The following is a 24,097-nucleotide window of genomic DNA, read 5'->3' as shown; positions in this document are numbered from 1 at the left end:
AGCCGGGACGGTGTGAGCGATCGCAATCGTGCCGAGCAGGCACGCGGCGGGCGAAGCCGGAGACGCCCGCAGGGGCGTCCTGGCGAGCCGTGAGCGGCGTCTTTGGCGCGGACGCTGCTGGCGATGCCGAGACGGCCGCAGGGCCGTCCGGCGAGCCGTGCAGCGGGCGTAGCGTCATCCCGATCGCTGTGCGATCAGTCCCCGGTGCGACCCGGGGGTTCGATGCCCCCGGGGCGCACGTCGAGCGAGGCAAAAAAAGGGAGGAAGCTCCGGTTTCCCGGAGCCTCCTCCCGAGGGCGTCACGCTGCGGCGGCAGAGCGCTGCTGGGCGCGGCGGAAGACGTGAAGCGGAACGCCCGCGGCGCGCAGCTTCTGGGCGAAGTTCAACTGCACGCCCGATCCTTCGCAGACGATCGCTTCGACCGGCTTGAGGTTCACGATGCGGTCGTTGCGGACCCAGGCGGCTTTGGCCCCCTGGCTGCGGTCCAGCTTGAACTGCACCACCTTGATGCCGCGCGATGCTGCCCACGCGGTTGCGATGGCGTCGCAACCCTTGGCCTGTGCGGTCGTTGCTAGGATCATCGACGGGATGCGCTTGGCGATCTGGTCGAGGCGGTCCCAGAGCAGTTCGTGGTCGTGCCACTCCTGACCTCCGGAGAATGCGACGACGGGGCCTTCGGGCGCGAACTGTTCGCGGCGGGTCCGTGCGCGGCTTGCGAGGTAATCACGCGCGTCGATCATCGAAGCGCTGAGCTTGGTGGAGACCCGGCTGCCCTTCACGGTGGAGAACGGCTGACCCGTTTCGACGCGGTAGATCTCGGCGGCGTGGTCGCGCATGCACTCCATCGCGGCCCGGCATCCCTCGAGGGTCTGGCAGAGCAGCTGCGTGTCCTCGAGTTCGTTCGCGTAGATCTCCGAGGTGTCGAAGGTGCGCGCGAGTTCGCCCAGCTTGCGGGCGGCGTCATCCTCGCGTCCTTCGAGACGTTTCGCCACCATGTGGAAGCTGTTGCAGAAGCCCCACGCGAGATCCTTTGCGAATTCTTCCATCCGGGTGTCGCGCAGCACGTCGAACATCGTGCGCATCATCAGGTCGACGGCTGCTTCGACCTGGAACGGGTCGGGCATGTCCGCCTTCTCGGGTTCGGAGACGACGCTGAGCTTGGCCATCTCGGATTCTTCGATGAAGCTGCTGGCGTACTCGTTCGAGGTGTCGATGCCGTGGTCGCGAGCCTCTTCGAGGAAAGCGGCGAGAGCGGTGAAATCGGTGAACTTGTTCATGGTAGCCTCCAAGGTTGATGTCCTCATCGTCATCGATGAGGTGTCCTTGTCGGCACGCCGCTGATCAGGGGGTCAGGGACGTTAACCGGGAAGCCGGCCCTTGGGCCGGACCCCGGTTAACGCCGCGAAGCGGGCGGTGGGGGAGCCGATTTTCTCGTGGTCGGCCCGCAGGGTCGGCCGCGTGAAAATTGGGGGAACCACCGATCCTTGAGGCCCGCCAATCCGGCGTGCCATGCTTCCAAATCAGAGAGAGAGAGATAATTGTTTTATGGCGGGTGCGCCGGGTGGACCGAGCGCAGTCCGGCAGGCGCAAAGCGCCTGCTATGGACCAGCTAGGACGCCCGGCGTCGCGCAAGTCGATCGTTACCCGAAGGGCCGAGACCCGCAGGGGCTCGGTGGAGCTTGGTGAGGAGGTCCAGGCGAAGCCAGGGCACGACGAACCTAGCGCAATAGAGCGCAGTCCCGCCCCAAGGCGGGATGCGTAACCAATCTCTTACTTCGTCAGGCTATTTTGCCGATCATGCCGGCGTCGACCCAGCAACACCCCTGCCTTCTCGTGCTGAACGGGCAAGCAGCTGCTCGCGCGGAATTGCGCGCGCCCGCCGCGGAAAATCGGCCGGCGAAGCTGGCCAGTCAGTTCCTGGGCGCGCTGGGCGAGGTGCATGCCGCGAAGATCCTTGGGGCCAGCCATGTCAGTCACAAGGTCGACGAGTGCGATCTGGAGTTGAACCAGGTCGCGATCGAGGTGAAGTCGACCGCGCTAAGCCGGATCGACAACGTCAATCTGGCCGGGAAGGAATGTGACGTGGTGTGCTTTGTGCGCTTCGAGGCGTCGGGCGAGGAGCTGTGGCTGGTAGAGGTCTTCACCCGTCTGCGAGGGAATGGTAGCCGGAGAGTTACGAATAAGCACCGAACGTATTATGTGGAGCCGAAGGACCGTTATCGCGTGATCTGGTGAGCCGCGCGGCGCTTCGCAGAAGCGCGGCGCGGCTCAGCGAACGGTCGGCGCCCGCAGGAGCCCGGGGCATTGGCGGCGACTGTCGCGGGCCGAGACGCCGGCATCTGTCGGCGGCCGTGCCCGCGGCCGAGCCGCGCCCCGAGGCGGGACCGAGCGCCCGCGGGGCGAGCCAACACGCCGAGCCTCGGCTGAAGGCCGCCAGGCCGTAGGCCGAAGCGAGACCGCAGCGCCCCGCTCATTAGACGGCGCAGCGCGAAGCGCGATGCGCGCCGAGGTTACCCGTTTGATTGCAGGTTAACGCATTCCAGCATGAATCCGTTAATGATGCCTCCTGATCCGTCGGCGGCTTCGTAGCCGTAAACGGTCGCTGCGATCGGAAGGTGAGCTGCGAACAGTTGAGCCATACGGAAGATTGCCTCCTGCGAAGATCGTAGGATCGCGTAGCGGCCGTCAGGCTCGGTGCGGGAGAATGTACCCAGGAAGTTGTCGCCATCGACGCCTAACTCGTGCCCGTTTGCGAGACGGATATTGTCACCGCCCATGGATATGAACATTGGGTTTGGGACGATGTGCGCCGAGTGAATTGTGTCAGGGCGCTGCCCCTTGATTTCAAAACCAAAGACGAGGGTCGATAAGTCGCCGTTAGCGTCCAGAGAATGCTGAAGAAGAGCGGAGTCGATTATCCAGGTCTGCTGAATATGGGTCATTGTCATCGTAGTCATGGTGTCGCTGGATGATGGCGTCGATCATTGTCGTAAATCCGGAAAAAAATTCCGGTGCGGCCGCGTTCTTTGAGGCCTTGCAGCAAAAAAAGGGGACGGCGCCGAAGCGCCGCCCCCGGGCATCAGTCGGCCGTATCTTCGAAGAAGATCGTGTCGACGATTGCGTTGTCTTGTTCGGGCGTCAAGTCGAATTCGTCGACGACGGCGAACGTCTCGTTCGCGGCGGCGACGATGTGCATGTCGCTTTCCCAGGCGACAGCTTCGGCTTCGGCATGAGCAACCGCGCGATCGTATGATTTGAAGACTGACATAGGTTAACCTCCGTTGTGTCGGGATCGACAGCTCGGAGGGGCGCGCGCGGAACGCGGGTCAAGGACGCCGGCGTGCCGGCGCCGCGAAGCGGGCCGCAGGATCCTTGACGCATAGCGGGCCGCGCGTGGCACGATGGGATTTGTGGGAAGAGGCACCCCTGCCCGCCAGTCGATCGTGACCCGGCAGGGCCGAGACCCGCAGGGGCTCGGTGGAGCTTGGCGACGAAGCCGGCCCTAACGCAGCCAGGGCCGCGAGGAGCCTAGCGGAGTAGAGCGCGGTACCGCCCGCGACGCGGGCGGTAGGCGGTATCATCGCCGCTCGGCCGCAGGAGCGAGAGTACGGCTGTGTGGCAGCTCGGCCCGAGTGCGTCGAGATCTTCGCCGATCGTCCGCATTTCGGACCAGCCCCGGGTGGAGTGACGGTAAAGGGTCACCATCCAGCTGACCCGCATGGTTGTACCGTCGGTGTGGATCGTCGAGCAAACGTCAACGTGCCCGGCAGGCAGTTGGTAACGAAAGCCTGGCATACCGTCGATCTTGGCCGGAGAGAATCCGAGAAGCGTCAGCTGTTCGCGGGCGCGATCCATCAGGTCGCGCCGTTGCTGTGTGAACGGGAAACCGTTATGGGCCGGGGTCTTACGCAGGAGCGCGAGCATGCGCCCAGGATAAGTGGCGACCGGTGCGATTTGGTTGAGGGCGTGGGTTAACACGCGCCTGACGCGGGAGGCGATCATGCCGCCAGCGGGATGCTGGCGGCGATCGCGGCGCGCTGCGCCTCGAGCGTCTCGAGATGGTAGAGGTAGATCGGCCCGAAGCTGATCTGCTCCGCGAGGTGGTGATCCTCCATGCAGATTTCGCGCTGCGTTTGCGGATCGAGTGCGTCGAAGTCGAGCGCGTCGAGAAACCGATCGCGCCGTTCCGCGTGGCGCTGCAGGGCAGCGAGCTTGCGGGTCGCGCGGGCAATGTCGCGATCGTCGAAGAGGTCGGTATGCGGCATGTGCGGTGCTCCTGAAACGAAGCGGGCGGCGCCGAAGCGCCGCCCGTCGGGGGTCAGTAGAAGTCGATGCGGTCCGCGATGATCTCGCAGCCGTAGCGGTCGTTGCCGTCGGCGTCCTGCCAGCGGGTGTAGTGGAGGCGGCCTTCGACCGCGACCAGGTCGCCCTTGCTGCGGTTGTTGGCGACGGCGGTGGCGAGACCGTTGAAGCAGGTGACCTTGTGGAACTCGGTTTCCTTGGCGGTGTAGCCGCTCTCGTCCTTGTAGGTCTTGCCGTCCCGCAGCTTCGGCCGATCGGTGGCGACGAAGATGGTGGTGACGGTGGTGTTGCCGTTGCGGGTCTCGGGGTCGCGGCTCAGACGGCCGACCAGGTTGACGTTGTTCATCGGGTGCCTCCTTGGCTGTCCAGCGGGTCGTCCGCCGGGTGTCACCGATGAGCGGGGCACCGCGGGCAGCGGCACCGGAGCGAAGCGCAGGGAAACCCCTTTCGCTGGGGTGGTGCGGGCAGCCGCGAAGCGGCAACACGGCCCTGCTAAAGGGGTTGCAGCTGTTCGCGGTGGTCCGCAGGTGACAGTGAACCCGAGCGAGCGAACCCGCTGACGCCGAGGAGATCGGCACCGAATAACGGGCAGCCGACTGTCTCGGCCGCGCCGCGGCCCCGAGATCTGCATCGGCGCCAACGGGGCCGCAGCGCGCCTCGGATCGGATAATGCTGGGCGCAGACTATGGCGGAGCGGCCCGCCTGGGGGTCGGTCCACGGAGCCTGCTGGTCGCGCCCTGCTGGCGTAACCGCTTCAGGCGGCCGGCGCGGTCGAAACTGCGTCCCCGCCCGTGCGGAGCGCAGGCAATGTCAGCGTCCTGAGTTCACGTTCCGGAAGATTGCGTCGAAGTCGGGATCAACGACGTGGTGGCCGCTGGCGCTAATCGTGTTGGTCCAGTGATAGAATTTCATACGAAGCGGAAGCCAATGGTTCAGCGCAGCCTCGAGCTTGCGAGCAAATGACGCCGAAGGGGCTATTTCCTCGTACTCCCAGCGTAAGTGACGGTTGAAGCGCTCCAAGGATGGGAAGACGAGCGAGCGCCGAGCGAAGCTGATAGGGGCGTCGTCAAGTGTCGTGGTGCACAGGCACAGCCAATGCTTGGCGATCGTGGCTGCCGCAAAATGGGCCAGGATTACCGAATCGACATCGAGGAGGGTAAAGGCACCCTGATCGGGATAGCGTAGCTCAAGCAGATCCGCAGCGGGCCGGAGCATATCGATCTGGAGTGCAACGCTGTACCCATCCTCATCGCCAAAGAAGTCGTACATGGTCGCCGCCCCCTCGGTATCCCAAATGTCGAAGTTGACCTGTTCAGGGTCATACTCGTCCGATGCGCGATACCAGCGAAAATCGGGATAACGGTCAGAATTTAGTCTCTTTTCGACCTCTTTCCGATTCAAAGTCTGCCATGAAACCGCGATAGCCTGCGAATATGCGGATTGGAGGTTTTTTGTCATGTCGTGCCCCTCAATCGCGATCGACCGGGGTTGCGCCGATCAGCGCATCGATCAGGGTGTTGGTGAATCCAGGTGGCAGGCGCCCGGCGATGTAGCCGGCATCCTTCGAGAGGGGCCGGATGTCGAACCCGGGCCAGGTGAACCGGTTGAACTCGCTCACCACGATGCTGCTACCGACGGTGACGCCCGCGGCGGTTGCGACAGGCGCGGGAAGAAGAAGGGTGCCTTCCCTGCCCTCGCCCTTGGTGGTGATCGCGGCGACGCGATAGCGGCGACCGAGGACACCGCCGACGACCACGAAGCGTTCCTTCACGCCTTCGTCACGACCGCGCGCAGCCTCTTCGGCAAAGAGGTAGACGTAGCGCAGGACATGTCCGGGCTTGGGTAGCTCAGTCGTCCCACTGGTCATTTGCGAGCTCGTCGGCGGTCGGACGGGCGGCGTTGAACGCAGCGCGGTCCTCGTCGGTCATGTCGGCGGTGCGGACGGCTTCGATGCCCATGGCATCGAGCAATCGACCGGCGGCAACGTCCTCGAGGTGACGGAAATAGGCAACGTCGGTGATGACGTGTCGCTCGCGCCCATGACTGGTCAGGATGACCGGTGTGCGTGTCGACAGGTCGAGGAACTCGCCTGTGTTATTGTGGAAGCGCGTGAGCGGGATACGCTCATGCTGCTCGAGAGGGCGCGCTGCGGTCATGGCTGACTCCTTTCGAGTGAAAATAGCAATTATTCCCATAATCGCAAGGCCACTTACGCGGGGTCGATGGCAATCGCCGTCTCGAGCGTCGGCTGAAAGCCGAGCGCGAGCAGATCATCGTGATCGAGCTCACGGTGGTTCTCGCCGGCGTCCTCGATCTCCCAAGTGATCCAGGGTCGGACGAGCCGGCCACCGGTCAGACGAAGCCCGCAGATGTTGCCGCTCGGCGAATGTGCGATCGTCGCGGTAGTGGGAATGCCGATCACGTCGGTGACGCTGACGGAGTGCGAGTTGTCGACCATGGGATTGTCCTTTCGCGGGACGGCGTCATGCCGTGCGGGCAAAAAAATGGAGCCCGTCTCCGGAGGGGGAGAGACGGGCCCCGAAGGGGGTGCAGGCGGGTGGGGAGCGGTCCCGCCCACACCCGGGGGAGGTCAGCTGGCGAATTCGGCGGTGGATTCGCCGAGGCCGTCGGCGGGAGCGCCGCTGGTGTCACCGGCGTCGCCGGCGTCGTCGCCGAAGGGCGGCAGCTCGTCCGTCTTCGCGGCCAGCTGCTGCGAGACGTCGCGGCGACGGGTCGGGCGCGACCAGACCACGTTGTAGCTGCCGTCTTCCTGGCGGAAGCACGAGACCTGCAGCGGCGCAGCCAGCGACGGGTCGTCGATGCGGCCGTTGAGGAACGCTTCGCCGGTGTTGTTCGAGTGGAGCTCGAAGAGCGCGCCGACCTGCACCCAGTTGCGGTTGGGGCCGAGCGCGTGGACCTCGAAGCGCGGCGCCTTCGGGTTCGGGCTGTTCACCGGGCGGAGCGCGATCGTCATCGCCACGGCGAGCGTCGAGATGCGGCCCATGTAGATGCCGTTGTCGTTCTGCTTGATGGAACCGATGTTCATGGTAGTTCTCCTGGTTGGCGTCTCGGACACCCTGTCTTCGACACCTCTCTCAATCCCACTCCTCTCCTCGGCCTCTTCAGGCCGAGCAGGGCGCGCCTCGCGCGCCCGTCCGGCGTCCGCGCGTCTCGCGCGGCGACGTGTCCGCCTTGGGGCAGTTCAGGAGTTCTCAGGGCTGATCGAAGAGGACGAACAAAAAAGGGGGCCGAAGCCCCCTTGGATCACTTGATGATCGCGGCGGCGTAGCCCCCGATGGTTCCAGCAATGACGCTGAGTGAGATCGCGGTAACCTGCAGCCACCGAAGTGTGCCCATGTCCTTGCGCATGGATTTCAGTTCGCCGACGAGGCTGGCATTGGCTTCGCTGATCTTCACGGCGATGTGTCCTTCGAGACTTTCGACCACCTTCTGGGCTTCGTCGGCACTGATCCTAGCAGAACGCAGCGCGCGGAAGAAGTCGATTGGCATGTTCGTCATGGTAACCTCCTTGATCTGACGAGGGTTCCGGCAGGACGCGCGGGACCAGGAGGTCAGGGACGCGATCGGGCGCAGCCCGTCGCGCCGCATGGCGGACGGTGGGGGAACCGATTTTCTAAGGCGGCGGGCTCGCGAGAGATCGCGACGTGAAAATTGGGGGGACCGCCGATCCTTGACCGACGCCGGGTCCGCGCGTCACGCTGGGAGGACCGGTGAGCCCTCCCCCGCTCCTGGGCCGAAGCTGCCCTCGAGCAGTTTGTGGCGTGCCGTCTCTAGCTGGGCGATGCTGGCGATCCAGACCGACCGTGCGACATGGTCATCCGGAGCCTGCGCGAGTTTCTCCGCAAACCTGCGGGCCCGATGGTTGATCGCTTCGGCGACCAGCAGGATCTCGTCGAAGGTTAAGCTGTGCGCGAGCGCGCAATCCGATGACCGCAGCGGAAGCGTTGCGTAAGGCACGAACGGATCGGCGAGCGGCATGTAATGCCGAACGGCTTCGTCGACGGCCTTGACGACGGTGTCGATCGGTACCCCGGCGATCAGCCCGTTCTTGTCGGCCGCAGCATCGTCGAGGACGGCGAAGCTCCCGGCCTCGACAGTCACGGCAAAGGGTGTAGGCCCCGCCGTTGCCACGACGCACTCGTCTGTGACGAGAAGCACGTCTTGGGGTTCAACCTGATTGTCGCGGAGCGCGGACAGCGCCGCCGCGGAAGAAGCGAAGTGGTGGACCCGGTGCATTGCCGTATCCTTTCGATCGATATGTTGAGTCCAAACCCGGAATTGACAAGAGTCTCTGTGCACCTGCGAATAGCTTGTCTCGAAGCGAGCCAATCCAGTCGCTTGCGGCGGTTTTACTTGTCGCTTGCGAGCTATTGCATCCGTTCCGGAGCAATCTGTCGTTCCCCCTTGCCTTTCGCTTGCGTCAGTTGGGGTTGCGAATGATGAATACTCGGATCGCCGCCTGCTGGCGGTCCAGCTTCGCGGTGAGCGCTCCTATGTCCGACCGATGGGCGTGCTGCAGGCGTGCCAGGGAGTCCTGGTATGCGGCCTCATCGATCTTGCGCCATCCGCTGTCACCGCGATGCGCTGCTGGCGAATTGACCGAGTGCGCGGCATCGCGGCGAAGACGGTCCTGCAAGCCGTTAAGGCGCGCGCGGACAGCGTCGCGGGCGGTGATCATCCGGTGAAACTCTGGTTCCTTCACGACCGCGCTCCGAGGCGCTCAAGGAGCATCACGAGGATCGAGGGCTTCTTGCCCTCTTCGAGCTTGCGGCTGTCGACGACGTGGGTGCCGCCCCGGGTGATGGCAAAGCAGTCGAAGGTGGGCGATTGCCCGCCGTTCGCGTTGGAAATCGTCGAGCCGCGATCGTGGTACTGGATGTCGATGAACGCTGGCGGGCCTCCGGTCTCGTAGGGTCCGAAGTAGAAGGTGACGCGATTGCCGTCGCTCGTCTTGGTGGTCAGGGTGAATCCCCCGTCGGGAATGTCGATCACCTTGTGCGGAACGTCGTTGAACTGTGCGAAGCCGATCGCGGTGGCGTCGGCCGCCCGCATGACGGGCAGTTCGGTGATATCGGGCATGGGACTTCTCCGTGTCGAGAGGATCAGGCGGCCTTGGCGAGCATCAGCTGCTCGAAGCGGCCGCGCACGGCGCGGGCATCGCTGAAGCGATTCTCGAGGCGGTGGCGTGCCAGGATCGATGCGCGGGACGCCGCGATCCGGGCTGCCTCGTCGAGCGTTGGCAGGCGGGGTGGCCAGCCTTTGCAGAACCGCAGACCGGCGGGCATCGCAGCCTCCAGCGCGCGGCGCTCGGCCGCGTCGCGCTTCGCGCGCTCGATATCCGCCCGCAGCGTCGCCGGGAGCAAATGCGGTGCGGTGTCGGCCAGCCATCGCGCGGGCTGAAACGAAAAGGTCGAGCGTGCCTCGAGGTCGACCAGCTGCAAGAGCGCGTCGCGATTGGATGGCGCGGAAGCCGATGCCTTGGCGTCTGCCAGCGACTGCAGCACGCAGTAGCGGCATGATAGGCGCGTGGATCCGTAGCAGGTGTAGGCTTCGTGGAGCGGGATGCTGAGGGCGTCGTGCAGCGCGAAGACCTGGTCGGTCGCCCAATGGACGATCGGGTGCCACACCATCATGGCGGTGCCGTTGGCGTTCCCCGGCTTCGCGAAGCGGTCGTCGGGCTTCCATTCTGGCGCTTTGCTGCGAGCGGCGCTCTCGTCGCGTCGGATGCCGATGATCTGGACGATCGTTTCGCCGGCGAATTCGCGCGCGAGGAAGGGCCCAAGCACCTGCGCCTTCTGCTCTGACGTGCAGAATCGGAGTGAGGCCGAGGACCACGGACCGATGAGGTTGTAGATCTCGAGGTTCTCGTAACGGACCTTCCCGTTGGCGAAGCGCTGTTCCCAGCGATCGATCAGGTCGCCTCCTCGGCGGCGGCGAACGTGCAGCGGGATTTCTGCGCGCACGGCCAGCGCTTCGACTATATCAGGGGTGCTATCCCATTCGGCGCGGCCGAGGTCGGCATGGACCGCTATCCGTCGGGAGCGCGGATGCCCGATGGCATCCAGCGCCAACATGGTCGCGAACAGCGCGGCCGACGAATCCTTGCCGCCTGAGAGGTTGAATACGGCCCAGGCACTGTCTCGCAGTGCCCGCTCGATCTCCGGCGGTAGCGCGATCGGGGGGATGGCGCTGGCCGCGGGAAGGGCGATACGGCCGACGGCGGTCACGGCGACCCTGCCGGGCATGCGAGCCATTCGGGTTCGTCGTCGGCAATCGGCTTGTCGAACGCGGCGGCCTCGGGCTCTGAAAAGACGGTCGCTTCAGCCAATCGTCCGAAACCGGTTTCGTTGTTCCAGAACGACAAGCCATGCTCGGGGTCGCGCGTGGCGAGCACGAAGCCCGAACGGCCTTCCTCGGCAGGTGTGTCGTCGAGGCCGGCGCGCAGGATATCGGATGTGCTGTGGTAACGGATTCCGGCTTGGGTGATCACGACGGCCCCACCGCCGAATTCGTCGTGGCGAAGTCGATCGCAGGTGTAGGCGTACTGGAATCCGAACGGCAACGCGGACTTGGCGCACGCGAACAGCAGGTTTGCGACCTGTTCGACGCCGAACTGGTCACCGGTGAAGCTCACGATCTTGGTGTCGGCCTCGGGTCCGTCCTCGATGGTGACGTCGGCGTCGAGACAGGGAAAATCCGCGTCGGGAAAGATCGTCATGACGCCGGCGAACGGCTCGGCATCACCGCCCGGGAAAGCGGTCGCGAACTCGGGGCCGAGGTCCGCCACGAAGGCGGTGGCTTCGTCGCCTTCGACGCCGCTGTCGATGGCCTCGATCGCGCGCTGGACCGCGGCGATCAGGCGGGCTTCGGACGCGGTAACGGTGACCGCGAATGCGGCCTGAAGATAATTGTTTGCCACGGTGGGTCTCCGGTTGCCGTCAGGCCAGAATGGGGGCGACTGTGGGGTCGATCTCGAAACCGAGCTGCCGCGCGAGCTCGGCCGCACGGCGGATGGCGTCAGGCTCGACGTTCAGCGATCCGGCGACGATCTCCAGCGTGTCGCCGTCCTTGAGCGGCGCCATGCTGTGCAGATGGCCGTGCGCGGTGGTGATGGCGAACGGCCAGGTCATGGCGACCGCGACGACGCCTTCGGCGTGTACGAGCAGCGTGTCGCCGGTCTCGATCGCCTCGTCGGTCTGCGTCGCATCGTAGGCGTCGCCGGTCGTCTCGAAGGCGTGGATGCGGTGCGCGGTGAACGCGAAGCGCTCAGAGTCGGTTAGCATCGGGCTCTCCCTTCACGGTGACGGTAATGATGTCGGGGTCGAGCCCCGGCGAGCCTTGCGGATTGGCGCGGAGCATCCAGCTGGCGGGCCGTATCTCGCGGGCCCAATCGGCGAAGGAGGGGACGCGGCCGAGATCTTCGATGACGTGCTGTTCGCCGATTAGGCGGACCGGTACGACGCGGCCGTCGCCGTTGACGATCGTCTGGCCGAAGATCGTCTCGAGCATGAAGATGCCTTCGGCGTGGTGACGCAGGGCACGGTGCCGGGGGTCGGCGATGATTGCCTTGGACTGGTCGAACCAGTCGTGAAGCGCCCGATAATTCTCGACCCGTCCGCCCCAGCGGCGAACCGACGACAGGCAATGGTAGTAGCAGTGCGACATCGCTCAGCCCTCCCACTCGTGGGTGAAGCATTCGGTCTCGATGATCCGAACGCTGTGTTCGAGGACGGCCTTGCGCGCGGTGATGTCGATGGTCAGCTCGCCGAAGGCGCCCTCGCCGTCCTCCCAACCGTTGTGCTTCTGGGCCAGCATCTCGATGCCGAGATCGTCAATCGCTTGGGCGAAGGTTGTGTCGACCTCGAATGCGTCGCCGCGGAAGGGAACCGACCAGGACGTGCATGGCATTGCGGGCATCGGCAGTTCCGGTGCGGTGCCGTACTCATCCGCTGGCCCCTGCAGCACGACGCTGTGGATTTGCCCTTCGTCGCCGTATCCGTCGTAGGTTACGACGATCGTGTTGATCCCGTTCCGGACCGCGACCGCGCAGATCGCCGCCAGCATCAGTGAGGGTGCGTCGTCGCGCGGAGCGGTGCGAAGACGCGCTGTAGGCTGGGTGTCGGTCGTCATGCGGGTTCTCCGATAAGAGCGGCAAAGCGGGCGGCCTCGTCCGGGTAAGCGGCGGAGAGGTTGCGGTGGATGGCGGCGAACGCCGGCAGCGGGAAATTCCCGCGCGCATCGGGTCGCGTGGTCTGCAGGGCGCCGAGCACGACGTCCGCAATGCTCGCCTTGTGGCAGACGGCCTCGGCGTCGTCGTAAGTGACGGGCGGTGCCATTCCGGCTTCGAGCCAGGAGCCGATTCCGTCTTCGACGGCCTCGGCATACGCTCTTGCCGGACCAAGGTCGGCGTCGTCCCCGATCACGAGGGCGAGCGTGGTGTAGGTTCCGAAATCGTGATGATTGGGCTGCGCCGTTAGCGCGCAGCCTTCGGGCGGCGTGCCGAACAGGCCAATCAGGGCGACGCGGTAGGCGTCGACCTCCAAGCGGTTGATGGCGGCGAAGTCGGGTGTGTGGCCGAGCTGGGCACAGTCTTCGTTGGCGGGGGCGCCGCCAAGGTCGATCGTGATGGGCATGGGGGGTCTCCTGCGATCCTCCTCTGGATCGTCGGGACCAATCCCCCTCCCCTTCAGTCCTTCGGTTCGTTCGGCCGTGGCTGCGCAGATTCGCCGCGGATCAGGAGGCGTTTCGCTTCGGCCTGGCCGGGCGAATCCTGTTGGGCGAGCGTCTTGAGCTGGTCGGTCTCGAGCGCGGCAGCGAGGTCTGCAGGAACGTCACAGAAAGGCTCGATGAGGGCGATCGCGGAGCGGGGCGTCGGGAGTTCGCCCGGGAAAGTGCCCTGCCAAAGGAAAGCGTCTTCCTCGCCATCGGCATCAGTCTCGAATACCTGGGCGAAGTAGGTTTCGAGCGGACGGTCGTATCCGACGACGGCGCGCACGGCGCGACGCTCGCCGACTTTGATCGGGATTTCGCGGCGGCTCATCGTGGTCTGTCCTCCTGGGCGGGTGTTGTAGCTTGCGGGCGGGACGTCTGCCAGCGGCGGTGCAGCTGTCCGATGGAGACGATGGGCAACGTGCCGCTGCGCACCCTCGGCGCTTTTGAGAGCGCGCAGAATGAGGTCGAGCGTGCGGGGGGAGCCGGCCTTTCGGGCGTAGTCTCGAGCGACGCGCAGCGCGGTGATCGTCGCGGCCGCTGCGTCGGCCTCGGCTTGTGTGGCGGGGCGGAGCGGGCGCATCAGTAGTCGCTCGGAAGCATGATCGTGATGACCCGGCGCGTGATGCTAGCATCAGCCGGATCCTCGCTGCCGTATTCGAGATCGAGGTCGTAATAGTCGATCTTGAACCACACGGGCGTGTCGCGGAACGTCATCTGCCCGAAGTCGCGCTCGCCATGGGCATCGTTGATGAAATCGTGCTGACGCATGGCCTTCATCATTTCGGCCTGGGCGAGCAGCCCGCTGGGCGTGTCGTCCGAGCAGAACTCGGCGAGGCATGCCCGGGTGAAGTTGACGACTGCGGTTCGATCGAGCCCTTGGCGAGCGCGGTCGTTGAGGCGCGCGATCTGTTCGGCGCGGGTCAGTGTTTCGCTGATCATGCGGCCAGCTCCAGCTGTGCGTTGAATTGGGAGATCCAGTCCGCCAGGTGCGGGCGTTCCGGAAGCGGGATGTCGGCCGCGGCGTCCTGAAACAGCCGCAGCGCAGTCGGCGCTTCGTGCGCGATGCGATCGATCTCTCCTGCAGGGAGCAGTTGCTCCGTGCGGATGAAGTCGGTCATTCGGCCTGGGCGCTTCTTGGTCGTGGTCCGCCAGAGGCCTTCCACGGTGCGGAGCCTCGGCGCGGCCCGGGCCTCGATCAGGACGATGAGCCGCAGGCACCATGCAGGGAGGTCGCGGATCTCGTCAGGCTGCGAGCCGCAGCACATGAAGCAAGCCGATTTCGGCGGGACCGGGAGTCCTTCGGCCTCGATCCGAGCGATGCAATCGTCGCGCGTCCAGCCCCATTCCCGTAACGGGTAACGGCATTCGAAGCGGTCGTTGGGGATGGTGAGCGCATGCGCGTGACGCCGCGTGTCCGCCGGCGACGCGTCGTAGCCGATCAGGCGGATGACCTTCTGGCCGCGCGCCCATGCGTCGATGGCCGGTTGCCATGTTTCGACGAACTTGTCCTGGGGCGCGATCTTCCATTTGAGGCTGCAGCTGTGTCGGCCGAGGCTGATCGACGGCAGCGTGGCGTTGGTCAGCACGTTCTCGAGCAGGCTCATGTAGGGCGGCCAGTGCTTGAAGCGCTGCGGGACGTAGCGGCAGACCCGAAAGTCGATGCCGTGCGCGGCCATCCATGGCCGGATGACGTCGAGGTAGGCATAAGTGGCTGGCTTTTCGCTCCCCGTATCGGCGGTGAGCACCAGATCAGGCGTTCGACCTTGTGCGACGAGCTCGATGAGCATCGCGGTCGAGTCGACTCCGATACCGTAGGCGAGCACCACGGGCGGGTCGCGCAGGTCGAGCACGTCCACCGCGCGCCGCGGCCTCGTCGTGAGGAACGCCGGCGCGTTCATGCCGCGATCGGCAGCGACGCCGTCCAATCGTATTCGGGGAGCTCCGCGACGAGAGGCCCGTCGTAGTCCCACATAATCCACTGGCAGCCTTCGCGCTTGGCGACGTGGATCGCGGAGCGGATTTCCAGGGGCACAGCGTGCGCTTCGGTGATGCCGACGTCGTCGCAGACGTGCATGAACCACCCGTAGTCGCCCTTTTCGAAGCACGCCCAGGGGCATCGTGGCATCCAGTCGCGCGCGGTCGCGGGGTGCATGTGGGCCGTGCTGAGGACGAGCGAGCGCGCGATCTCGAGGCCGGTGCCGATGCCGCCGGTCACAGCGCGACTTCCTTGGTCGCAGGGGCATCGCCATCGATGCGCACAGCGCCGATCGCGTCGAACCCGTTGATCGCCGAACTGTTGTAGGCGTCCTTGTCGACGAGGCCCTGGATCGTCTCTCCGTCGGCGTAGCGGGCGAAACCGAGCGCATCGACGCCGGTCACGCGGCGGGCGACAACCCCGACCTTGCCATTCGGAACCCAGTCGGCCCAATCGCCGCTGGCGCTTGTGACGACGAATTCACCGATCAGCGCGGTGTAGGCGGCGCGCCGTTGGAGGACCGGGCTCGCGGTTTCTGGCACCGCTTCGCCGGTGAAGGCAGCGAACCGGTCGGGATGCCATGCGCGGAGGCTCGATCGCGCATTGTCAGCGAGAAGCGCTGCGCATCGACGTCCCGACGCGCGGTATTCAGCTTCGAACGCAACGAGGGCGAGGCACCAGTCGACGTCCTCTTCGTAGAACGGTTCCGCCAGTCGCAGCGCAGCGGGCATCGCGGCCTGACGCTCGTCCGACAGGACGATGCCGCCATGGCTGGTGGTGTGAACCTCCCACACTCCAGGAAGGATCTGCTCGGACTGTTGCGGGGAGCCCCACAGGGTCTCGACAGGCGCTGGAACGGATTGAAACTTGGGCATTGCTCGTCTCCTCAACCGGATCGGGCACCCCCCTCCCCCTTCCCTTTCATCCCAGGGCGTCGAGCCGAAACGCGGACTGATCGTTGTCGATCGCCAGAGCCATCGCGCCGGGTTTGACCCAGATCTCCCGGGTGCTGAGGAAGAAGGTCTCCCCCTGCTCGGCCAGGAGGATCGTCTCACCGATCGTCTCGGCCATTCCGGTGGCGGCTGCGCCGGGGACCATGTTTCCGATCCATTCGCGCTTGGTGACGTCGCTTCCGTCGATGAGGTCGAACGCCTCCCGGCAGTGCCATTCGATGCCCTGCTCGCCCTCGACTGCGGTGAAGATCTCCTCGGGGTCGAACAGCGCCTGCAGCGCGGCAAGATCGAGTGTCGTGAACGGCCGATGCCATGTGCCGTCGGTCGCGATGATCCGGCAGACGAGGCGGTCGTTGGCGGCGGGCAACTCGAAGCGCTCGGCCTCGATATCCGTCGGGCGCGGGTCCGCCACCGAATTGAAGCCGTTGTCGTGGCAGGCCGATCCGCTCACGGAGTACGAGGACTGATGCCAGTCGACGACACCGTAATGCCCGCCGGTCTGGTAGTGCTCGCGGCGTTCGTCGGCGACGCACGGTTGCCCTCCGGTGACGCTGTGGCCGCCCGCGATGGTTCCCGACGGGTCGCTGTAGGGTGTGATTCGCAGGATGTTGCGATGCCGCTGGTTTCCCCAGCTCGGGCGGGGATCGGCAACGGCAAAGGCGCCCTCGCCCGTCGAGCTCGCACCGATCACGGCGCGGCTGCTCTCCGAGAACGGCGTAACCTTGTATTTCCGGCTGCTGTAGGTCTCGCTGGTAGCGCCGCGCGGATCCGCGACAGCAATCCCGCCTGCTGCCCCGCCCGGTCCGGCAACCGCTGGTGACGGGGTGTCGAACGGCACGATGCGGAAGACGTTGTTGTACCGGGGGCGATCGCCGGTCAGACGCGGGTCGCTGACCGCATAGGGGCCGGTTCCGACGCTGACGTCGCCTTTGACGCAGGCCGCGGGCTTGTCCCACGGGCGCACGCCGAGCTGGACGCTGCGGGCATGGCCATTCACGCGAGGGTCCGCGACCGAGAGCGCTCCTCCTGCTGGGTGACGAGCACCCGTGACGGCCTTGGCCGGTTGGACGAAGTCGGCGACGGCCAGGATGTTCTGGTGGGTGCCCGCGCCGTAACCCGGTCGGGGGTCGGCAACGCTGTGCGCTCCGTTGTGCGGGCGGCTCGCGCCGGCGACGACGCGGCTGCTGTCCGCCCACGTCCGAACCCCCAGGGCCTCGTTGTGCCAGGCCTCCCCGGGGCGGGGATCCGCGACGGCAAATCGGCCCTGCCCCGGAGCACGCTGCCCGGTGATGACGGGCGCGCTGTCGGTCCAAGCGTTCACGCCAAGGGCGTTGTTCCGCAGGTGGGCTTCGGGCACGATCCCGTAATCGCGCAGCTGCCCGTCGACGACGGCGAGATCGTTGAGCGCGCGCCAATCCTTTCCTGCCGGCACGAGCGCGAGGCGCAGCCAAGTCTTCCACTGCAGCGCCGGGATGCGGTGCATCGGCCCCGCGATCGGGTCACCCGGCAGCGGGAGCTTGCCGATCACTTCGCCGACGCCGCGAAGGCGATGGTGGCGGGGCTGATAGACGAACGGCGGGATTTTCTTCGTGTGGCGGGCGATCAACAGCGCACGTTTGCGGCTCTGCGCCAGATTTCCGATGATGCCGCAGTCGTGAACGTCGATGTTGACGCTGTAACCGTAGCAGCGGAACAGCGCGGTTATCTGGTCAAGGAGCCAGCGGCCGCGATTGAGGATGCGCGGCACGTTCTCGAACAGGATGATCGGGATGGGGTCATCCTGATATGCCTCGAGCGTCAGCCAGACACCGCGCAGCGCGAGGCGGTTCAGCGCTTGGTACTTGTCCGTTTTCGACTGCTTGGCGGACAGCAGGCCGGAGAAGCCCTTGCATGGGCTGGACTGGAAGAGGACGTCGACGTTTTCGCCGAAGACTCGCCGAATGTCTGCCGGCGCGGCCTCGCGCCAGTCCGACGGGGGTTCGGCGCCGTGGAAGGCGCGATACTGCTCGCGATCGAACAGATCGAGGACGGTGCCCGGAGTGCCGGTGATCCGCTCGAAATTGCGGATGGCACCGGGGTCGACGTCGATTCCGCCGGCGCAGACGAACCGACCCTGCATCGGGCCGACGCGCACCCTCGCCTTCTGGAAGCCGATGGCCCCGCCACCGATCCCGCAGAACAGGTGGGCGTGGCGGATGTCGCGGACGATCGTCGGCGATGAAGCGAAGGGAACCATGGCTCGTCTCCTGTTGGATTCGAGCCGCTCTTCCCCCTCCCCTTTCAGCCGATGCCCAGGTTCGCCTTCAGGATGGCCTCGATGCCGTGGTCGCGAAGCGTCGCGGTGCGCGCAAAGACGGTTGGGCCCAGCTCAGCCAGCGCGGAGATCTTGCGCTGCTTGGCGTCGATGTAGTCGGGTTCGTCGTTGGAGATGACTTCGAGCGCCGCCTCGATCAGTTCGCCGGTACTGTTGTCACGGATGTCGAGGACGAGATCCGGCCTTAGCGGACCTGCCTTGGTGGTGAGATCGAAGAGAGGGCGCTTGAAGCCTATATCGATCTGCCGCCGACGCCAGCGGTACTGAAGGTCGAGAAGGCCGATGACGGCGTCACGCTCGGCCTGGTTGTGCACCGCGATGAAGCTGGATGGGCGGGCGATCGGCTGCGCATAGCCGCGGAGCGCGGCAAAGCCGTCACGCGGGTTGTGTTCGCCTACGACGACGAGGACGAGGTAAGGCGGTCCGACCCGCGCTCCGGCATATTGGACCTGCGTCTTGACCTCGAGCTCGCGGCCTTCGGCGAGTGTGATGGTCGTTCCTGAAATGTCGAGAGCGTAGAGCGCAAGGAAGGCTTGCGGTGCCAAGCCCGAAGGCCATTTCGCCGCGGCTTTGCGCAGGCGGGCGAACACCACATTCCGATCGTAGGGGTCGACATGGGTGTAGAAGTGCTTCGCGAGGGGAATACCTGGCGCGATGTCCAATCGCTCCGCAGCGCGGCGTAGGCGAGCGAATTCCTTCGCCATCGAAGTGTCCCGTCCTTGATCCGAAGGGAGGGGTTCGACGACGTTGACGTGCGCCATTTCCATGAGGAGCCACAGCAGGCGCGCGAGACGCGGTATCGCAACGCCCCGGGTTCGGTCGTCGGGCTCGCTGTCGTCCGGCATGGCCGCCAGCTTCTCCGGCGCCAAGCGGTGCGCGTTGAACAGGCCGTGCGGCTCATCGATCGTCGAAGGGATTGCGCTGCGCTTTTCGCGGAATCGCTGTGGGGCCTGCTCGCGGTAGAACGGACAGTCTGTCAGATGCTCGGGGCGCTTCTGCCGGGTGCTGGTCAGCCGCCGAAGATAGTAGGTCTCTGCCTCGGACAGGTAGGACGGCGACATCAATGGCGGCGGCGTTTCGCCGCCCAGGCAGTCGCAGGCGATCCACTGGCCGTGTGTCCGCGCTTTGACGACCATCGTGACGCTGGCCCGATGATCGGCGTCAGTGCCCTCCCCTTCGTACCAGCGCACGAGCGCGTCGCGGACGACAACAGGCACGTCCGTGCGGAGAGACAGGCCTCTCGAATGGCGAGGCACCAACCACATGTGTGACATCTACCGCATTGACCGTTGACGGTCTAGTCTGTTCACCGTATGTTCATGGACGAGGAGACCCTTGTCATGAAGCGTTCGGTATTCATCAATCGGTTCGATCTCGACATCACGCTGCGCGATGCCAGCGTCGACCTGGGCAATCGCCCGACCCGGCGCATGCTTGCGGCGGCGGCGATCGGTATGGATGTCGAGGACAGCTATTTTTCGACGGTCGAACTGCGCGAAGCGGTCGAGTGGGTTCACGAGGGTGTGGCGGGCGCCAAGCTGAAGCTGTCGATGATCCTCGGTAACGAGTGCGATGATTTCCAGCGCTGTCTCTACTACATTCTGGCGGGCCGGGGCGTCGTGCAGATGCTCGACGACCTCATGTGGCTGGAAGAGTTGCTCAAGGCGCGCGGGAAGGTCGCTGGCAAGCTGGCCAAGCGCCGCGTCGCCACGATGCCGCTGGTCAAGCCTTACGTCGCGAGTGAGCCGGACGGGCCGGTGGTAAAACCTGACCGGGATTTCCGGCAGGGTGCCTCCTGGTACCTCGATCCGACTCTGGCCGAGTAAGCGGTCAATCGATTGAGGATGGTCGGGGCGCGTTACGAGCGCACCTCGACCACCACCCTTCCCGAGGTCTCTGACGGATCGCCGACCCGAAAGGGCTGCAACGGGTTGTCGGTGTGAATGACGGCCATCGGCTTGCCGAGGACATACAGCAATCGACCCGCAATCCTCTGGGCATGGGTCCGACTGCAGAGATCCTGTCGCTTTCTGCTGAGCTGGCCGTTGGTTGATGCGGCGGGCATGATCGAACTCGCTTCCTGACGTGAGGGTGATCGTGTTAGGTAACGGTCAGAAGACCGTCCGGTGGACCTTCGTTTGCGGCACGACCGAAAAGGCCATGCGCGCCATGTTTGTGACCCGGTAGCGGGCCGAGCCATGTTCGCTGATCGCCAGCGCCGTCTTGCGCCCGCGCTTCCGGACAAAGAATTCCTGTCCTTCGTAGCCGTCGGTGAACTTGATCGGCGAAGCGAAGCGTATTCGCATGCCGTCCTCGAGTTTCGTCGTCGGCCGTGCGAGATAGCGGATGCAGCGCCGGCGCCATTGCAGGGCAGAATGGTTCTCGGTGGGCGAGAGGAGCGCCAGGATACGCTCCGGGCATTCAGCCTCGTTCGGCCCGGCGGTCTCGTCCATGTCCTTGTACGAAAAGACGTAGCCGTCCTTGGCGCGCGGGTTCCACCGCACGAGGCACACGACCGCGAACACCGGTCCATCGACGCCGTCGGTCGTCGGTGCGACTGCGGCGTAATAGACCTTGTTGCGCAAGCACGACGATGCGATGACCCGCAGGCCCTTACGGGTTGGAGGCGGACCGCCCTCCCCTTCGGCCTTGGCCGGCTCGTCGATCACGCGCTCGTAAGTCAGCTGCGCATCGAGATAGGCCTTGGGGGTCGAATGCGGGTACATGCTCGAGAGGGGCATGGATAGCCATCCCATGGTATTATCCTTTCGTCAGAGAATGACCGGCTGCACGGCAACCGGTAGGTGGAGTGTCCGGCGAAGCGTTCGCGCGAATTGACCGATATCCGCGAGAAGGCCGATCTCGCCGGTGGTTGCCGAACCCTCCCACCCTCCCCTGCGGGTCGCGGTCCTGAGCCAGCGGACTTCGCGGCCCGGCATCAACCGTTCGGGCGCGATCGTGACGCGAAAGTGATCCGCCTGGAGATCCAGGATCGGTACGGGCCCCTGATCAGAGCGTGTTCTCAGTTCGTAATCGGCTGCTCCCAGATCCAGCGCGTGCGCCACTGCGCGCAGACGATCGCGCGCGGCGCTTCGATAGACCTTCGTCAGATGAGCATCATGAGCAAAGCCGCGACGCACCAGGGGAATCAGGACATCGGTCGATCGCAACGACGCGATCCGGCTTCGGCATAGGGTTCGCAGATCCCGGTCCTCATCGTACATCGCTTCGGGGTCGTGACCAGCGGCAACTCGGCCCAAATGGCGCGCAAGGAGAAGGACGGCGGGATCGCGCTCCGGATCGAGACCCGCGTTCACCGCGTCGGCTATGGCGTCGTTGACGGCTATCGTGCAGGTTGCGACCACGCGCAGAGCGTCAGGCTGCAGAGCGCGCTCGAAGCGGAACGGCAGGTCGTATCTGGTGAAGGGTGGCACCGGCGATCTCCCAAAGCTGATCGCCTTTCCCACCCCCCTCCCCTCTCCTGGCGTTCCGGTGTTCTGCAGGCAAACGTGCAAGCAGATGTGCAAGCATTGCGATTGCGTATGCGCAGGCAATTTTGCAATCTATTGCGCAAGCCAAATCGCAAGCAATGGCGCAAGGGCTTGCAAATGCGCATGCGCAAGGTAAAGCGCATGCGCAAGGTAAAGCGCAGGCGCGATCTAAAGCAATTGCGCCTGCATGGTTGCAAGCTGAAATGCTTGCGGGATAAGGAGCGCGTATGTCGGTGATCTCGGTCAGCAACTCGAAGGGCGGTGCGGGGAAAACCACCCTGACAATGATCCTTGCCGATCAATTGGTCGAAAACGGGCTCAGCGTTGCGGTGATCGACGCCGATCCCAACGGGATCATCACGAAGTGGGCGGCGAAGCGTGCCGAAGCGGGGCGCGAAATGCCGTATTCCGTGACGTCTCAGCCAAGGGAAGCCGCGATGATCGAGACGATCGCGCAGCTCGCCAACGAAAATGACATGGTCATCATCGATCTCGAGGGTACGGCGTCTCGGATGATGTCGCGCGCGTTGATCCGATCGCACCTGGTGCTGGTTCCCTTCAATCAGTCGCCAGTCGATGCCGAACTGGCCGCTGCCGCTGTGTCCCTCATTCAGGAGGAGGAAGAGGCGGTGGAGCGCAAAATCCCGTTCCGGTTGGTACGAAGCCGCGACAGCGCCGCCTTCGCCACGAAGACGTCGAAGCGCATCACCAACGCGATCGAGCAAGCCGGTCTGCCGATGCTTCCGATCGGCGTGGTCGAGCGTGCGGCGTACCGCGACATTTATGAATTCGGTCTTCGGTTGAGCGAGCTCGATCCATCGCAAACCTCGGGTGTGCCCAAGGCCATCGAGAACGCACAGGACTTGGCGCAGGCCGTCGTCGATAGCCTGAAGGAGGACCACCGCGAATGAGCAGCTTCGGTTTCGGAAAGCCCGCGGAGAAGCCGGAAAAATCCATCGACAAGGCTGGGCTCCCTCGGGGGCCGGTCGCAGTCGATCCAATCCGTGAAAGGGACGCCGTGGCGCGCGGCGAACAGCTCGGTTATGTCGATCGCGGTCAGACCGATCCGCAGCCGAGTGCTACGGCGGGAAGGGGAGGGCGCAAGCGTCCGCCTGCGCCTCCGTCTCAGACTCTGTATATCAGGGCTCCCCAGGAATTGGCCGAGTGGTTCGAGCGTTATACGGAGCAACGCGGCCACCGCGCGTTGTGGAATTCTATCGAGGATTTCAGGAAGCTCGTGGAGCAGGCGGCGAGCGCCGATGCGGAGCGACCGGCGTCCTGACGAGTTGGCGTTAAGCCGGCTCTTCGATCTCCGCTGCGCGATGATTTTCCGCGTCGCGTGGCTCCTCCGGCAGGCGGAAGGCCTTGAGGTAGTTGAACGCCTGTTCCGCCTTCGAAGCGGCGTGGATGATCGCGCTCGCGTCGCCTTTAAGGATGCGCAGCCAGTGTTCGATATAGCTCGCATGGTTGTCGTGGAGTTCGCCCGGTAGGCCGAGGTCGGCGCAGACCAGGCACTGGCCGATCGACGCGACGAGTTCCTCGAACGCATAAGCGTTGTCGCCGAACCGCTTACCGAACTTGCGTTCGAGGCGGCCAGTCCCGCCGGACCAATGGATGGATTCGTGGGCGCGGGTGCTCGCGTAGAGATCGTCCGAATGGAAGGCGCCCCGGGGCGGCATCTGGATGTAGTCGCCAACGGGTGAGAAGAACGCCGCGTTTCCGCCGTGACGGACCTCCACGGGGATTGCGTCGAAGAACGCGTTGATAGCGTCGCGGTGAGCGCTTTCCTCACGAGGTTCGGGCGGCGCCGGGGTGGGGTAGTAATGCGCGGGAAGCCCGTCGATCTGGTCGGCGTTAAAGACGTTGTACGCCTTGAGAAAACGGATCGCGCGGTTCTGCTCCTCGCCAGTGATCCTGTTGGTGTCAGTCTTGCTGATCTGCGAATAATACACGCTCAGCGATGAGGCTTCGCCCTTGCGGACCTGACCGCCGAGTTCTTGGGCCTGGCGATAGGTCATCCAGTACCGGCTGTTATACCCGTTTGCGTCGGCCATGGCCCACAAGAACAGCGTGTTGATGCCGGTGTAGGTGGTGCCGCAATGTCGGAGCGGGCGGCCGCCGCCGCCGGTGCGGTCCCACGGCCTCGCCCACGGCAAGACGCCGGCTTCGAGCTTTGACAGAATGAGGGCCGTGATCTCGCTGGCGATGTCGCGGCGCGGGCGGGAAATGCGTGAAGGCTTGCGCATAGGAGAACCTTTCAGCGGGGAAGGGCTCGCGCTGCGCACGAGCGGATGGGAAAGCGTTAAAAAAATGGCGGCAGCCGGGGTGT

At 65.0% G+C, this 24,097-nt stretch carries 35 protein-coding genes; 4 read left to right on the top strand and 31 right to left on the bottom strand.

What is annotated here, in order from left to right:
* Window positions 1-299 precede the first annotated feature (299 nt).
* On the bottom strand, window positions 300-1,277 hold the full coding sequence (locus LHJ54_RS12475; RefSeq protein ID WP_228244206.1) for a DUF2493 domain-containing protein: 978 nt from the start codon (window positions 1,275-1,277) through the stop codon (window positions 300-302).
* A 520-nt stretch (window positions 1,278-1,797) separates the two neighbouring features.
* Between LHJ54_RS12475 and LHJ54_RS12470 the strand changes: the two genes are divergently transcribed.
* Window positions 1,798-2,235, top strand: coding sequence for a hypothetical protein (locus LHJ54_RS12470; protein WP_228244205.1), 438 nt, complete (start codon window positions 1,798-1,800; stop codon window positions 2,233-2,235).
* Window positions 2,236-2,510: 275 nt separating this feature from the next.
* On the opposite strand, the gene LHJ54_RS12465 is transcribed toward LHJ54_RS12470, so the two are convergent.
* The 27 genes from LHJ54_RS12465 to LHJ54_RS12335 form a co-directional block, all read right to left on the bottom strand.
* The gene (locus LHJ54_RS12465; protein ID WP_241721455.1) at window positions 2,511-2,948 is read right to left on the bottom strand and encodes a hypothetical protein; all 438 of its coding nucleotides are present in this window, start codon (window positions 2,946-2,948) and stop codon (window positions 2,511-2,513) included.
* A gap of 131 nt (window positions 2,949-3,079) precedes the next feature.
* Window positions 3,080-3,268 (bottom strand): hypothetical protein, encoded by a 189-nt coding sequence (locus LHJ54_RS12460; RefSeq protein ID WP_228244203.1) that lies wholly within the window; start codon window positions 3,266-3,268, stop codon window positions 3,080-3,082.
* Between the two features lie 260 nt (window positions 3,269-3,528).
* Window positions 3,529-4,002, bottom strand: a complete 474-nt coding sequence (locus tag LHJ54_RS12455; protein WP_228244202.1) for a hypothetical protein — start codon at window positions 4,000-4,002, stop codon at window positions 3,529-3,531.
* A complete protein-coding gene (locus tag LHJ54_RS12450; protein WP_053556504.1) occupies window positions 3,999-4,265 on the bottom strand; it encodes a hypothetical protein in 267 nt (88 codons plus the stop codon). The genes LHJ54_RS12455 and LHJ54_RS12450 overlap by 4 nt, the downstream gene beginning before the upstream one ends.
* A 53-nt stretch (window positions 4,266-4,318) precedes the next feature.
* On the bottom strand, window positions 4,319-4,648 hold the full coding sequence (locus tag LHJ54_RS12445) for a single-stranded DNA-binding protein (RefSeq protein WP_228244201.1): 330 nt from the start codon (window positions 4,646-4,648) through the stop codon (window positions 4,319-4,321).
* Between the two features lie 464 nt (window positions 4,649-5,112).
* Window positions 5,113-5,760: a hypothetical protein gene (locus tag LHJ54_RS12440; RefSeq protein ID WP_228244200.1), complete on the bottom strand. Its 648-nt coding sequence runs from the start codon at window positions 5,758-5,760 to the stop codon at window positions 5,113-5,115.
* Between the two features lie 10 nt (window positions 5,761-5,770).
* Window positions 5,771-6,169, bottom strand: coding sequence for a hypothetical protein (locus LHJ54_RS12435; protein ID WP_228244199.1), 399 nt, complete (start codon window positions 6,167-6,169; stop codon window positions 5,771-5,773).
* Entirely contained in the window at window positions 6,150-6,458 is a 309-nt protein-coding gene (locus LHJ54_RS12430; RefSeq protein WP_066119358.1) for a type II toxin-antitoxin system prevent-host-death family antitoxin, read from the bottom strand. Before LHJ54_RS12430 ends, LHJ54_RS12435 begins: the two co-directional genes overlap by 20 nt.
* A 53-nt stretch (window positions 6,459-6,511) precedes the next feature.
* Window positions 6,512-6,760, bottom strand: coding sequence for a hypothetical protein (locus LHJ54_RS12425; RefSeq protein ID WP_228244198.1), 249 nt, complete (start codon window positions 6,758-6,760; stop codon window positions 6,512-6,514).
* A 132-nt stretch (window positions 6,761-6,892) separates the two neighbouring features.
* A complete protein-coding gene (locus LHJ54_RS12420) occupies window positions 6,893-7,348 on the bottom strand; it encodes a DUF736 domain-containing protein (RefSeq protein ID WP_228244197.1) in 456 nt (151 codons plus the stop codon).
* A gap of 218 nt (window positions 7,349-7,566) precedes the next feature.
* Complete coding sequence (locus tag LHJ54_RS12415; protein ID WP_228244196.1) at window positions 7,567-7,821, bottom strand: hypothetical protein; 255 nt, start codon at window positions 7,819-7,821, stop codon at window positions 7,567-7,569.
* 195 nt (window positions 7,822-8,016) lie between these two features.
* Window positions 8,017-8,559, bottom strand: coding sequence for a hypothetical protein (locus LHJ54_RS12410; RefSeq protein ID WP_228244195.1), 543 nt, complete (start codon window positions 8,557-8,559; stop codon window positions 8,017-8,019).
* Window positions 8,560-8,743: 184 nt separating this feature from the next.
* Window positions 8,744-9,025: a hypothetical protein gene (locus tag LHJ54_RS12405; RefSeq protein ID WP_228244194.1), complete on the bottom strand. Its 282-nt coding sequence runs from the start codon at window positions 9,023-9,025 to the stop codon at window positions 8,744-8,746.
* Entirely contained in the window at window positions 9,022-9,402 is a 381-nt protein-coding gene (locus LHJ54_RS12400) for a hypothetical protein (RefSeq protein ID WP_228244193.1), read from the bottom strand. Before LHJ54_RS12400 ends, LHJ54_RS12405 begins: the two co-directional genes overlap by 4 nt.
* Window positions 9,403-9,425: 23 nt before the next feature.
* Window positions 9,426-10,577, bottom strand: coding sequence for a phosphoadenosine phosphosulfate reductase family protein (locus LHJ54_RS12395; protein ID WP_306437079.1), 1,152 nt, complete (start codon window positions 10,575-10,577; stop codon window positions 9,426-9,428).
* Window positions 10,547-11,242 carry a hypothetical protein gene (locus LHJ54_RS12390; RefSeq protein WP_228244192.1) on the bottom strand — a complete coding sequence of 232 codons (696 nt, stop codon included), beginning with the start codon at window positions 11,240-11,242 and terminating at the stop codon, window positions 10,547-10,549. Before LHJ54_RS12390 ends, LHJ54_RS12395 begins: the two co-directional genes overlap by 31 nt.
* A 19-nt stretch (window positions 11,243-11,261) precedes the next feature.
* The gene (locus tag LHJ54_RS12385; protein ID WP_228244191.1) at window positions 11,262-11,606 is read right to left on the bottom strand and encodes a hypothetical protein; all 345 of its coding nucleotides are present in this window, start codon (window positions 11,604-11,606) and stop codon (window positions 11,262-11,264) included.
* Complete coding sequence (locus LHJ54_RS12380) at window positions 11,590-11,988, bottom strand: hypothetical protein (RefSeq protein ID WP_228244190.1); 399 nt, start codon at window positions 11,986-11,988, stop codon at window positions 11,590-11,592. Before LHJ54_RS12380 ends, LHJ54_RS12385 begins: the two co-directional genes overlap by 17 nt.
* A 3-nt stretch (window positions 11,989-11,991) precedes the next feature.
* Window positions 11,992-12,453 (bottom strand): DUF6878 family protein, encoded by a 462-nt coding sequence (locus LHJ54_RS12375; protein ID WP_228244189.1) that lies wholly within the window; start codon window positions 12,451-12,453, stop codon window positions 11,992-11,994.
* Window positions 12,450-12,956 (bottom strand): hypothetical protein, encoded by a 507-nt coding sequence (locus tag LHJ54_RS12370; protein WP_228244188.1) that lies wholly within the window; start codon window positions 12,954-12,956, stop codon window positions 12,450-12,452. Before LHJ54_RS12370 ends, LHJ54_RS12375 begins: the two co-directional genes overlap by 4 nt.
* Before the next feature lie 53 nt (window positions 12,957-13,009).
* A complete protein-coding gene (locus LHJ54_RS12365; RefSeq protein ID WP_228244187.1) occupies window positions 13,010-13,615 on the bottom strand; it encodes a hypothetical protein in 606 nt (201 codons plus the stop codon).
* Complete coding sequence (locus tag LHJ54_RS12360) at window positions 13,615-13,974, bottom strand: DUF3768 domain-containing protein (protein ID WP_228244186.1); 360 nt, start codon at window positions 13,972-13,974, stop codon at window positions 13,615-13,617. The genes LHJ54_RS12365 and LHJ54_RS12360 overlap by 1 nt, the downstream gene beginning before the upstream one ends.
* Window positions 13,971-14,933, bottom strand: a complete 963-nt coding sequence (locus LHJ54_RS12355) for a hypothetical protein (RefSeq protein WP_228244371.1) — start codon at window positions 14,931-14,933, stop codon at window positions 13,971-13,973. Before LHJ54_RS12355 ends, LHJ54_RS12360 begins: the two co-directional genes overlap by 4 nt.
* A complete protein-coding gene (locus LHJ54_RS12350) occupies window positions 14,930-15,250 on the bottom strand; it encodes a hypothetical protein (RefSeq protein ID WP_228244185.1) in 321 nt (106 codons plus the stop codon). Before LHJ54_RS12350 ends, LHJ54_RS12355 begins: the two co-directional genes overlap by 4 nt.
* Complete coding sequence (locus LHJ54_RS12345) at window positions 15,247-15,885, bottom strand: hypothetical protein (RefSeq protein ID WP_228244184.1); 639 nt, start codon at window positions 15,883-15,885, stop codon at window positions 15,247-15,249. The genes LHJ54_RS12350 and LHJ54_RS12345 overlap by 4 nt, the downstream gene beginning before the upstream one ends.
* A 46-nt stretch (window positions 15,886-15,931) precedes the next feature.
* On the bottom strand, window positions 15,932-18,199 hold the full coding sequence (locus tag LHJ54_RS12340; RefSeq protein ID WP_228244183.1) for a DNA cytosine methyltransferase: 2,268 nt from the start codon (window positions 18,197-18,199) through the stop codon (window positions 15,932-15,934).
* 44 nt (window positions 18,200-18,243) lie between these two features.
* Window positions 18,244-19,467: a hypothetical protein gene (locus tag LHJ54_RS12335; RefSeq protein WP_241721454.1), complete on the bottom strand. Its 1,224-nt coding sequence runs from the start codon at window positions 19,465-19,467 to the stop codon at window positions 18,244-18,246.
* A 129-nt stretch (window positions 19,468-19,596) separates the two neighbouring features.
* Here LHJ54_RS12335 and LHJ54_RS12330 point away from each other — a divergent pair, with 129 nt between their 5' ends.
* On the top strand, window positions 19,597-20,103 hold the full coding sequence (locus LHJ54_RS12330) for a hypothetical protein (protein WP_228244181.1): 507 nt from the start codon (window positions 19,597-19,599) through the stop codon (window positions 20,101-20,103).
* A 285-nt stretch (window positions 20,104-20,388) separates the two neighbouring features.
* On the opposite strand, the gene LHJ54_RS12325 is transcribed toward LHJ54_RS12330, so the two are convergent.
* Both LHJ54_RS12325 and LHJ54_RS12320 read right to left on the bottom strand, forming a co-directional pair.
* Window positions 20,389-21,033 carry a hypothetical protein gene (locus tag LHJ54_RS12325; RefSeq protein ID WP_228244180.1) on the bottom strand — a complete coding sequence of 215 codons (645 nt, stop codon included), beginning with the start codon at window positions 21,031-21,033 and terminating at the stop codon, window positions 20,389-20,391.
* A 15-nt stretch (window positions 21,034-21,048) separates the two neighbouring features.
* Entirely contained in the window at window positions 21,049-21,711 is a 663-nt protein-coding gene (locus LHJ54_RS12320) for a hypothetical protein (RefSeq protein WP_228244179.1), read from the bottom strand.
* Between the two features lie 284 nt (window positions 21,712-21,995).
* On the opposite strand from LHJ54_RS12320, the gene LHJ54_RS12315 reads away from it, so the two are divergent.
* Entirely contained in the window at window positions 21,996-22,679 is a 684-nt protein-coding gene (locus LHJ54_RS12315; protein WP_228244178.1) for a ParA family protein, read from the top strand.
* The gene (locus LHJ54_RS12310; protein WP_228244177.1) at window positions 22,676-23,050 is read left to right on the top strand and encodes a hypothetical protein; all 375 of its coding nucleotides are present in this window, start codon (window positions 22,676-22,678) and stop codon (window positions 23,048-23,050) included. Before LHJ54_RS12315 ends, LHJ54_RS12310 begins: the two co-directional genes overlap by 4 nt.
* 10 nt (window positions 23,051-23,060) lie before the next feature.
* On the opposite strand, the gene LHJ54_RS12305 is transcribed toward LHJ54_RS12310, so the two are convergent.
* Window positions 23,061-24,014 (bottom strand): ArdC family protein, encoded by a 954-nt coding sequence (locus tag LHJ54_RS12305; protein ID WP_228244176.1) that lies wholly within the window; start codon window positions 24,012-24,014, stop codon window positions 23,061-23,063.
* Window positions 24,015-24,097 lie beyond the last annotated feature (83 nt).

The sequence above is a fragment of the Porphyrobacter sp. GA68 genome (genome assembly GCF_022605525.1).
Taxonomy (GTDB): domain Bacteria; phylum Pseudomonadota; class Alphaproteobacteria; order Sphingomonadales; family Sphingomonadaceae; genus Qipengyuania_B.
The sequence above is the reverse complement of the archived record's forward strand: the minus strand, read 5'-3'. Positions and strand labels throughout refer to the sequence as shown.

Bases quoted from the DNA above. Each gene is read 5' to 3' on its own strand.
- LHJ54_RS12475 (WP_228244206.1), bottom strand. From the start codon at position 1,277: ATGAACAAGTTCACCGATTTCACCGCTCTCGCCGCTTTCCTCGAAGAG.
- LHJ54_RS12470 (WP_228244205.1), top strand. From the start codon at position 1,798: ATGCCGGCGTCGACCCAGCAACACCCCTGCCTTCTCGTGCTGAACGGG.
- LHJ54_RS12465 (WP_241721455.1), bottom strand. From the start codon at position 2,948: ATGACAATGACCCATATTCAGCAGACCTGGATAATCGACTCCGCTCTT.
- LHJ54_RS12460 (WP_228244203.1), bottom strand. From the start codon at position 3,268: ATGTCAGTCTTCAAATCATACGATCGCGCGGTTGCTCATGCCGAAGCC.
- LHJ54_RS12455 (WP_228244202.1), bottom strand. From the start codon at position 4,002: ATGATCGCCTCCCGCGTCAGGCGCGTGTTAACCCACGCCCTCAACCAA.
- LHJ54_RS12450 (WP_053556504.1), bottom strand. From the start codon at position 4,265: ATGCCGCATACCGACCTCTTCGACGATCGCGACATTGCCCGCGCGACC.
- LHJ54_RS12445 (WP_228244201.1), bottom strand. From the start codon at position 4,648: ATGAACAACGTCAACCTGGTCGGCCGTCTGAGCCGCGACCCCGAGACC.
- LHJ54_RS12440 (WP_228244200.1), bottom strand. From the start codon at position 5,760: ATGACAAAAAACCTCCAATCCGCATATTCGCAGGCTATCGCGGTTTCA.
- LHJ54_RS12435 (WP_228244199.1), bottom strand. From the start codon at position 6,169: ATGACCAGTGGGACGACTGAGCTACCCAAGCCCGGACATGTCCTGCGC.
- LHJ54_RS12430 (WP_066119358.1), bottom strand. From the start codon at position 6,458: ATGACCGCAGCGCGCCCTCTCGAGCAGCATGAGCGTATCCCGCTCACG.
- LHJ54_RS12425 (WP_228244198.1), bottom strand. From the start codon at position 6,760: ATGGTCGACAACTCGCACTCCGTCAGCGTCACCGACGTGATCGGCATT.
- LHJ54_RS12420 (WP_228244197.1), bottom strand. From the start codon at position 7,348: ATGAACATCGGTTCCATCAAGCAGAACGACAACGGCATCTACATGGGC.
- LHJ54_RS12415 (WP_228244196.1), bottom strand. From the start codon at position 7,821: ATGACGAACATGCCAATCGACTTCTTCCGCGCGCTGCGTTCTGCTAGG.
- LHJ54_RS12410 (WP_228244195.1), bottom strand. From the start codon at position 8,559: ATGCACCGGGTCCACCACTTCGCTTCTTCCGCGGCGGCGCTGTCCGCG.
- LHJ54_RS12400 (WP_228244193.1), bottom strand. From the start codon at position 9,402: ATGCCCGATATCACCGAACTGCCCGTCATGCGGGCGGCCGACGCCACC.
- LHJ54_RS12395 (WP_306437079.1), bottom strand. From the start codon at position 10,577: ATGGCTCGCATGCCCGGCAGGGTCGCCGTGACCGCCGTCGGCCGTATC.
- LHJ54_RS12385 (WP_228244191.1), bottom strand. From the start codon at position 11,606: ATGCTAACCGACTCTGAGCGCTTCGCGTTCACCGCGCACCGCATCCAC.
- LHJ54_RS12380 (WP_228244190.1), bottom strand. From the start codon at position 11,988: ATGTCGCACTGCTACTACCATTGCCTGTCGTCGGTTCGCCGCTGGGGC.
- LHJ54_RS12375 (WP_228244189.1), bottom strand. From the start codon at position 12,453: ATGACGACCGACACCCAGCCTACAGCGCGTCTTCGCACCGCTCCGCGC.
- LHJ54_RS12370 (WP_228244188.1), bottom strand. From the start codon at position 12,956: ATGCCCATCACGATCGACCTTGGCGGCGCCCCCGCCAACGAAGACTGT.
- LHJ54_RS12365 (WP_228244187.1), bottom strand. From the start codon at position 13,615: ATGCGCCCGCTCCGCCCCGCCACACAAGCCGAGGCCGACGCAGCGGCC.
- LHJ54_RS12360 (WP_228244186.1), bottom strand. From the start codon at position 13,974: ATGATCAGCGAAACACTGACCCGCGCCGAACAGATCGCGCGCCTCAAC.
- LHJ54_RS12355 (WP_228244371.1), bottom strand. From the start codon at position 14,933: ATGAACGCGCCGGCGTTCCTCACGACGAGGCCGCGGCGCGCGGTGGAC.
- LHJ54_RS12345 (WP_228244184.1), bottom strand. From the start codon at position 15,885: ATGCCCAAGTTTCAATCCGTTCCAGCGCCTGTCGAGACCCTGTGGGGC.
- LHJ54_RS12340 (WP_228244183.1), bottom strand. From the start codon at position 18,199: ATGGTTCCCTTCGCTTCATCGCCGACGATCGTCCGCGACATCCGCCAC.
- LHJ54_RS12330 (WP_228244181.1), top strand. From the start codon at position 19,597: ATGGACGAGGAGACCCTTGTCATGAAGCGTTCGGTATTCATCAATCGG.
- LHJ54_RS12325 (WP_228244180.1), bottom strand. From the start codon at position 21,033: ATGGGATGGCTATCCATGCCCCTCTCGAGCATGTACCCGCATTCGACC.
- LHJ54_RS12315 (WP_228244178.1), top strand. From the start codon at position 21,996: ATGTCGGTGATCTCGGTCAGCAACTCGAAGGGCGGTGCGGGGAAAACC.
- LHJ54_RS12310 (WP_228244177.1), top strand. From the start codon at position 22,676: ATGAGCAGCTTCGGTTTCGGAAAGCCCGCGGAGAAGCCGGAAAAATCC.
- LHJ54_RS12305 (WP_228244176.1), bottom strand. From the start codon at position 24,014: ATGCGCAAGCCTTCACGCATTTCCCGCCCGCGCCGCGACATCGCCAGC.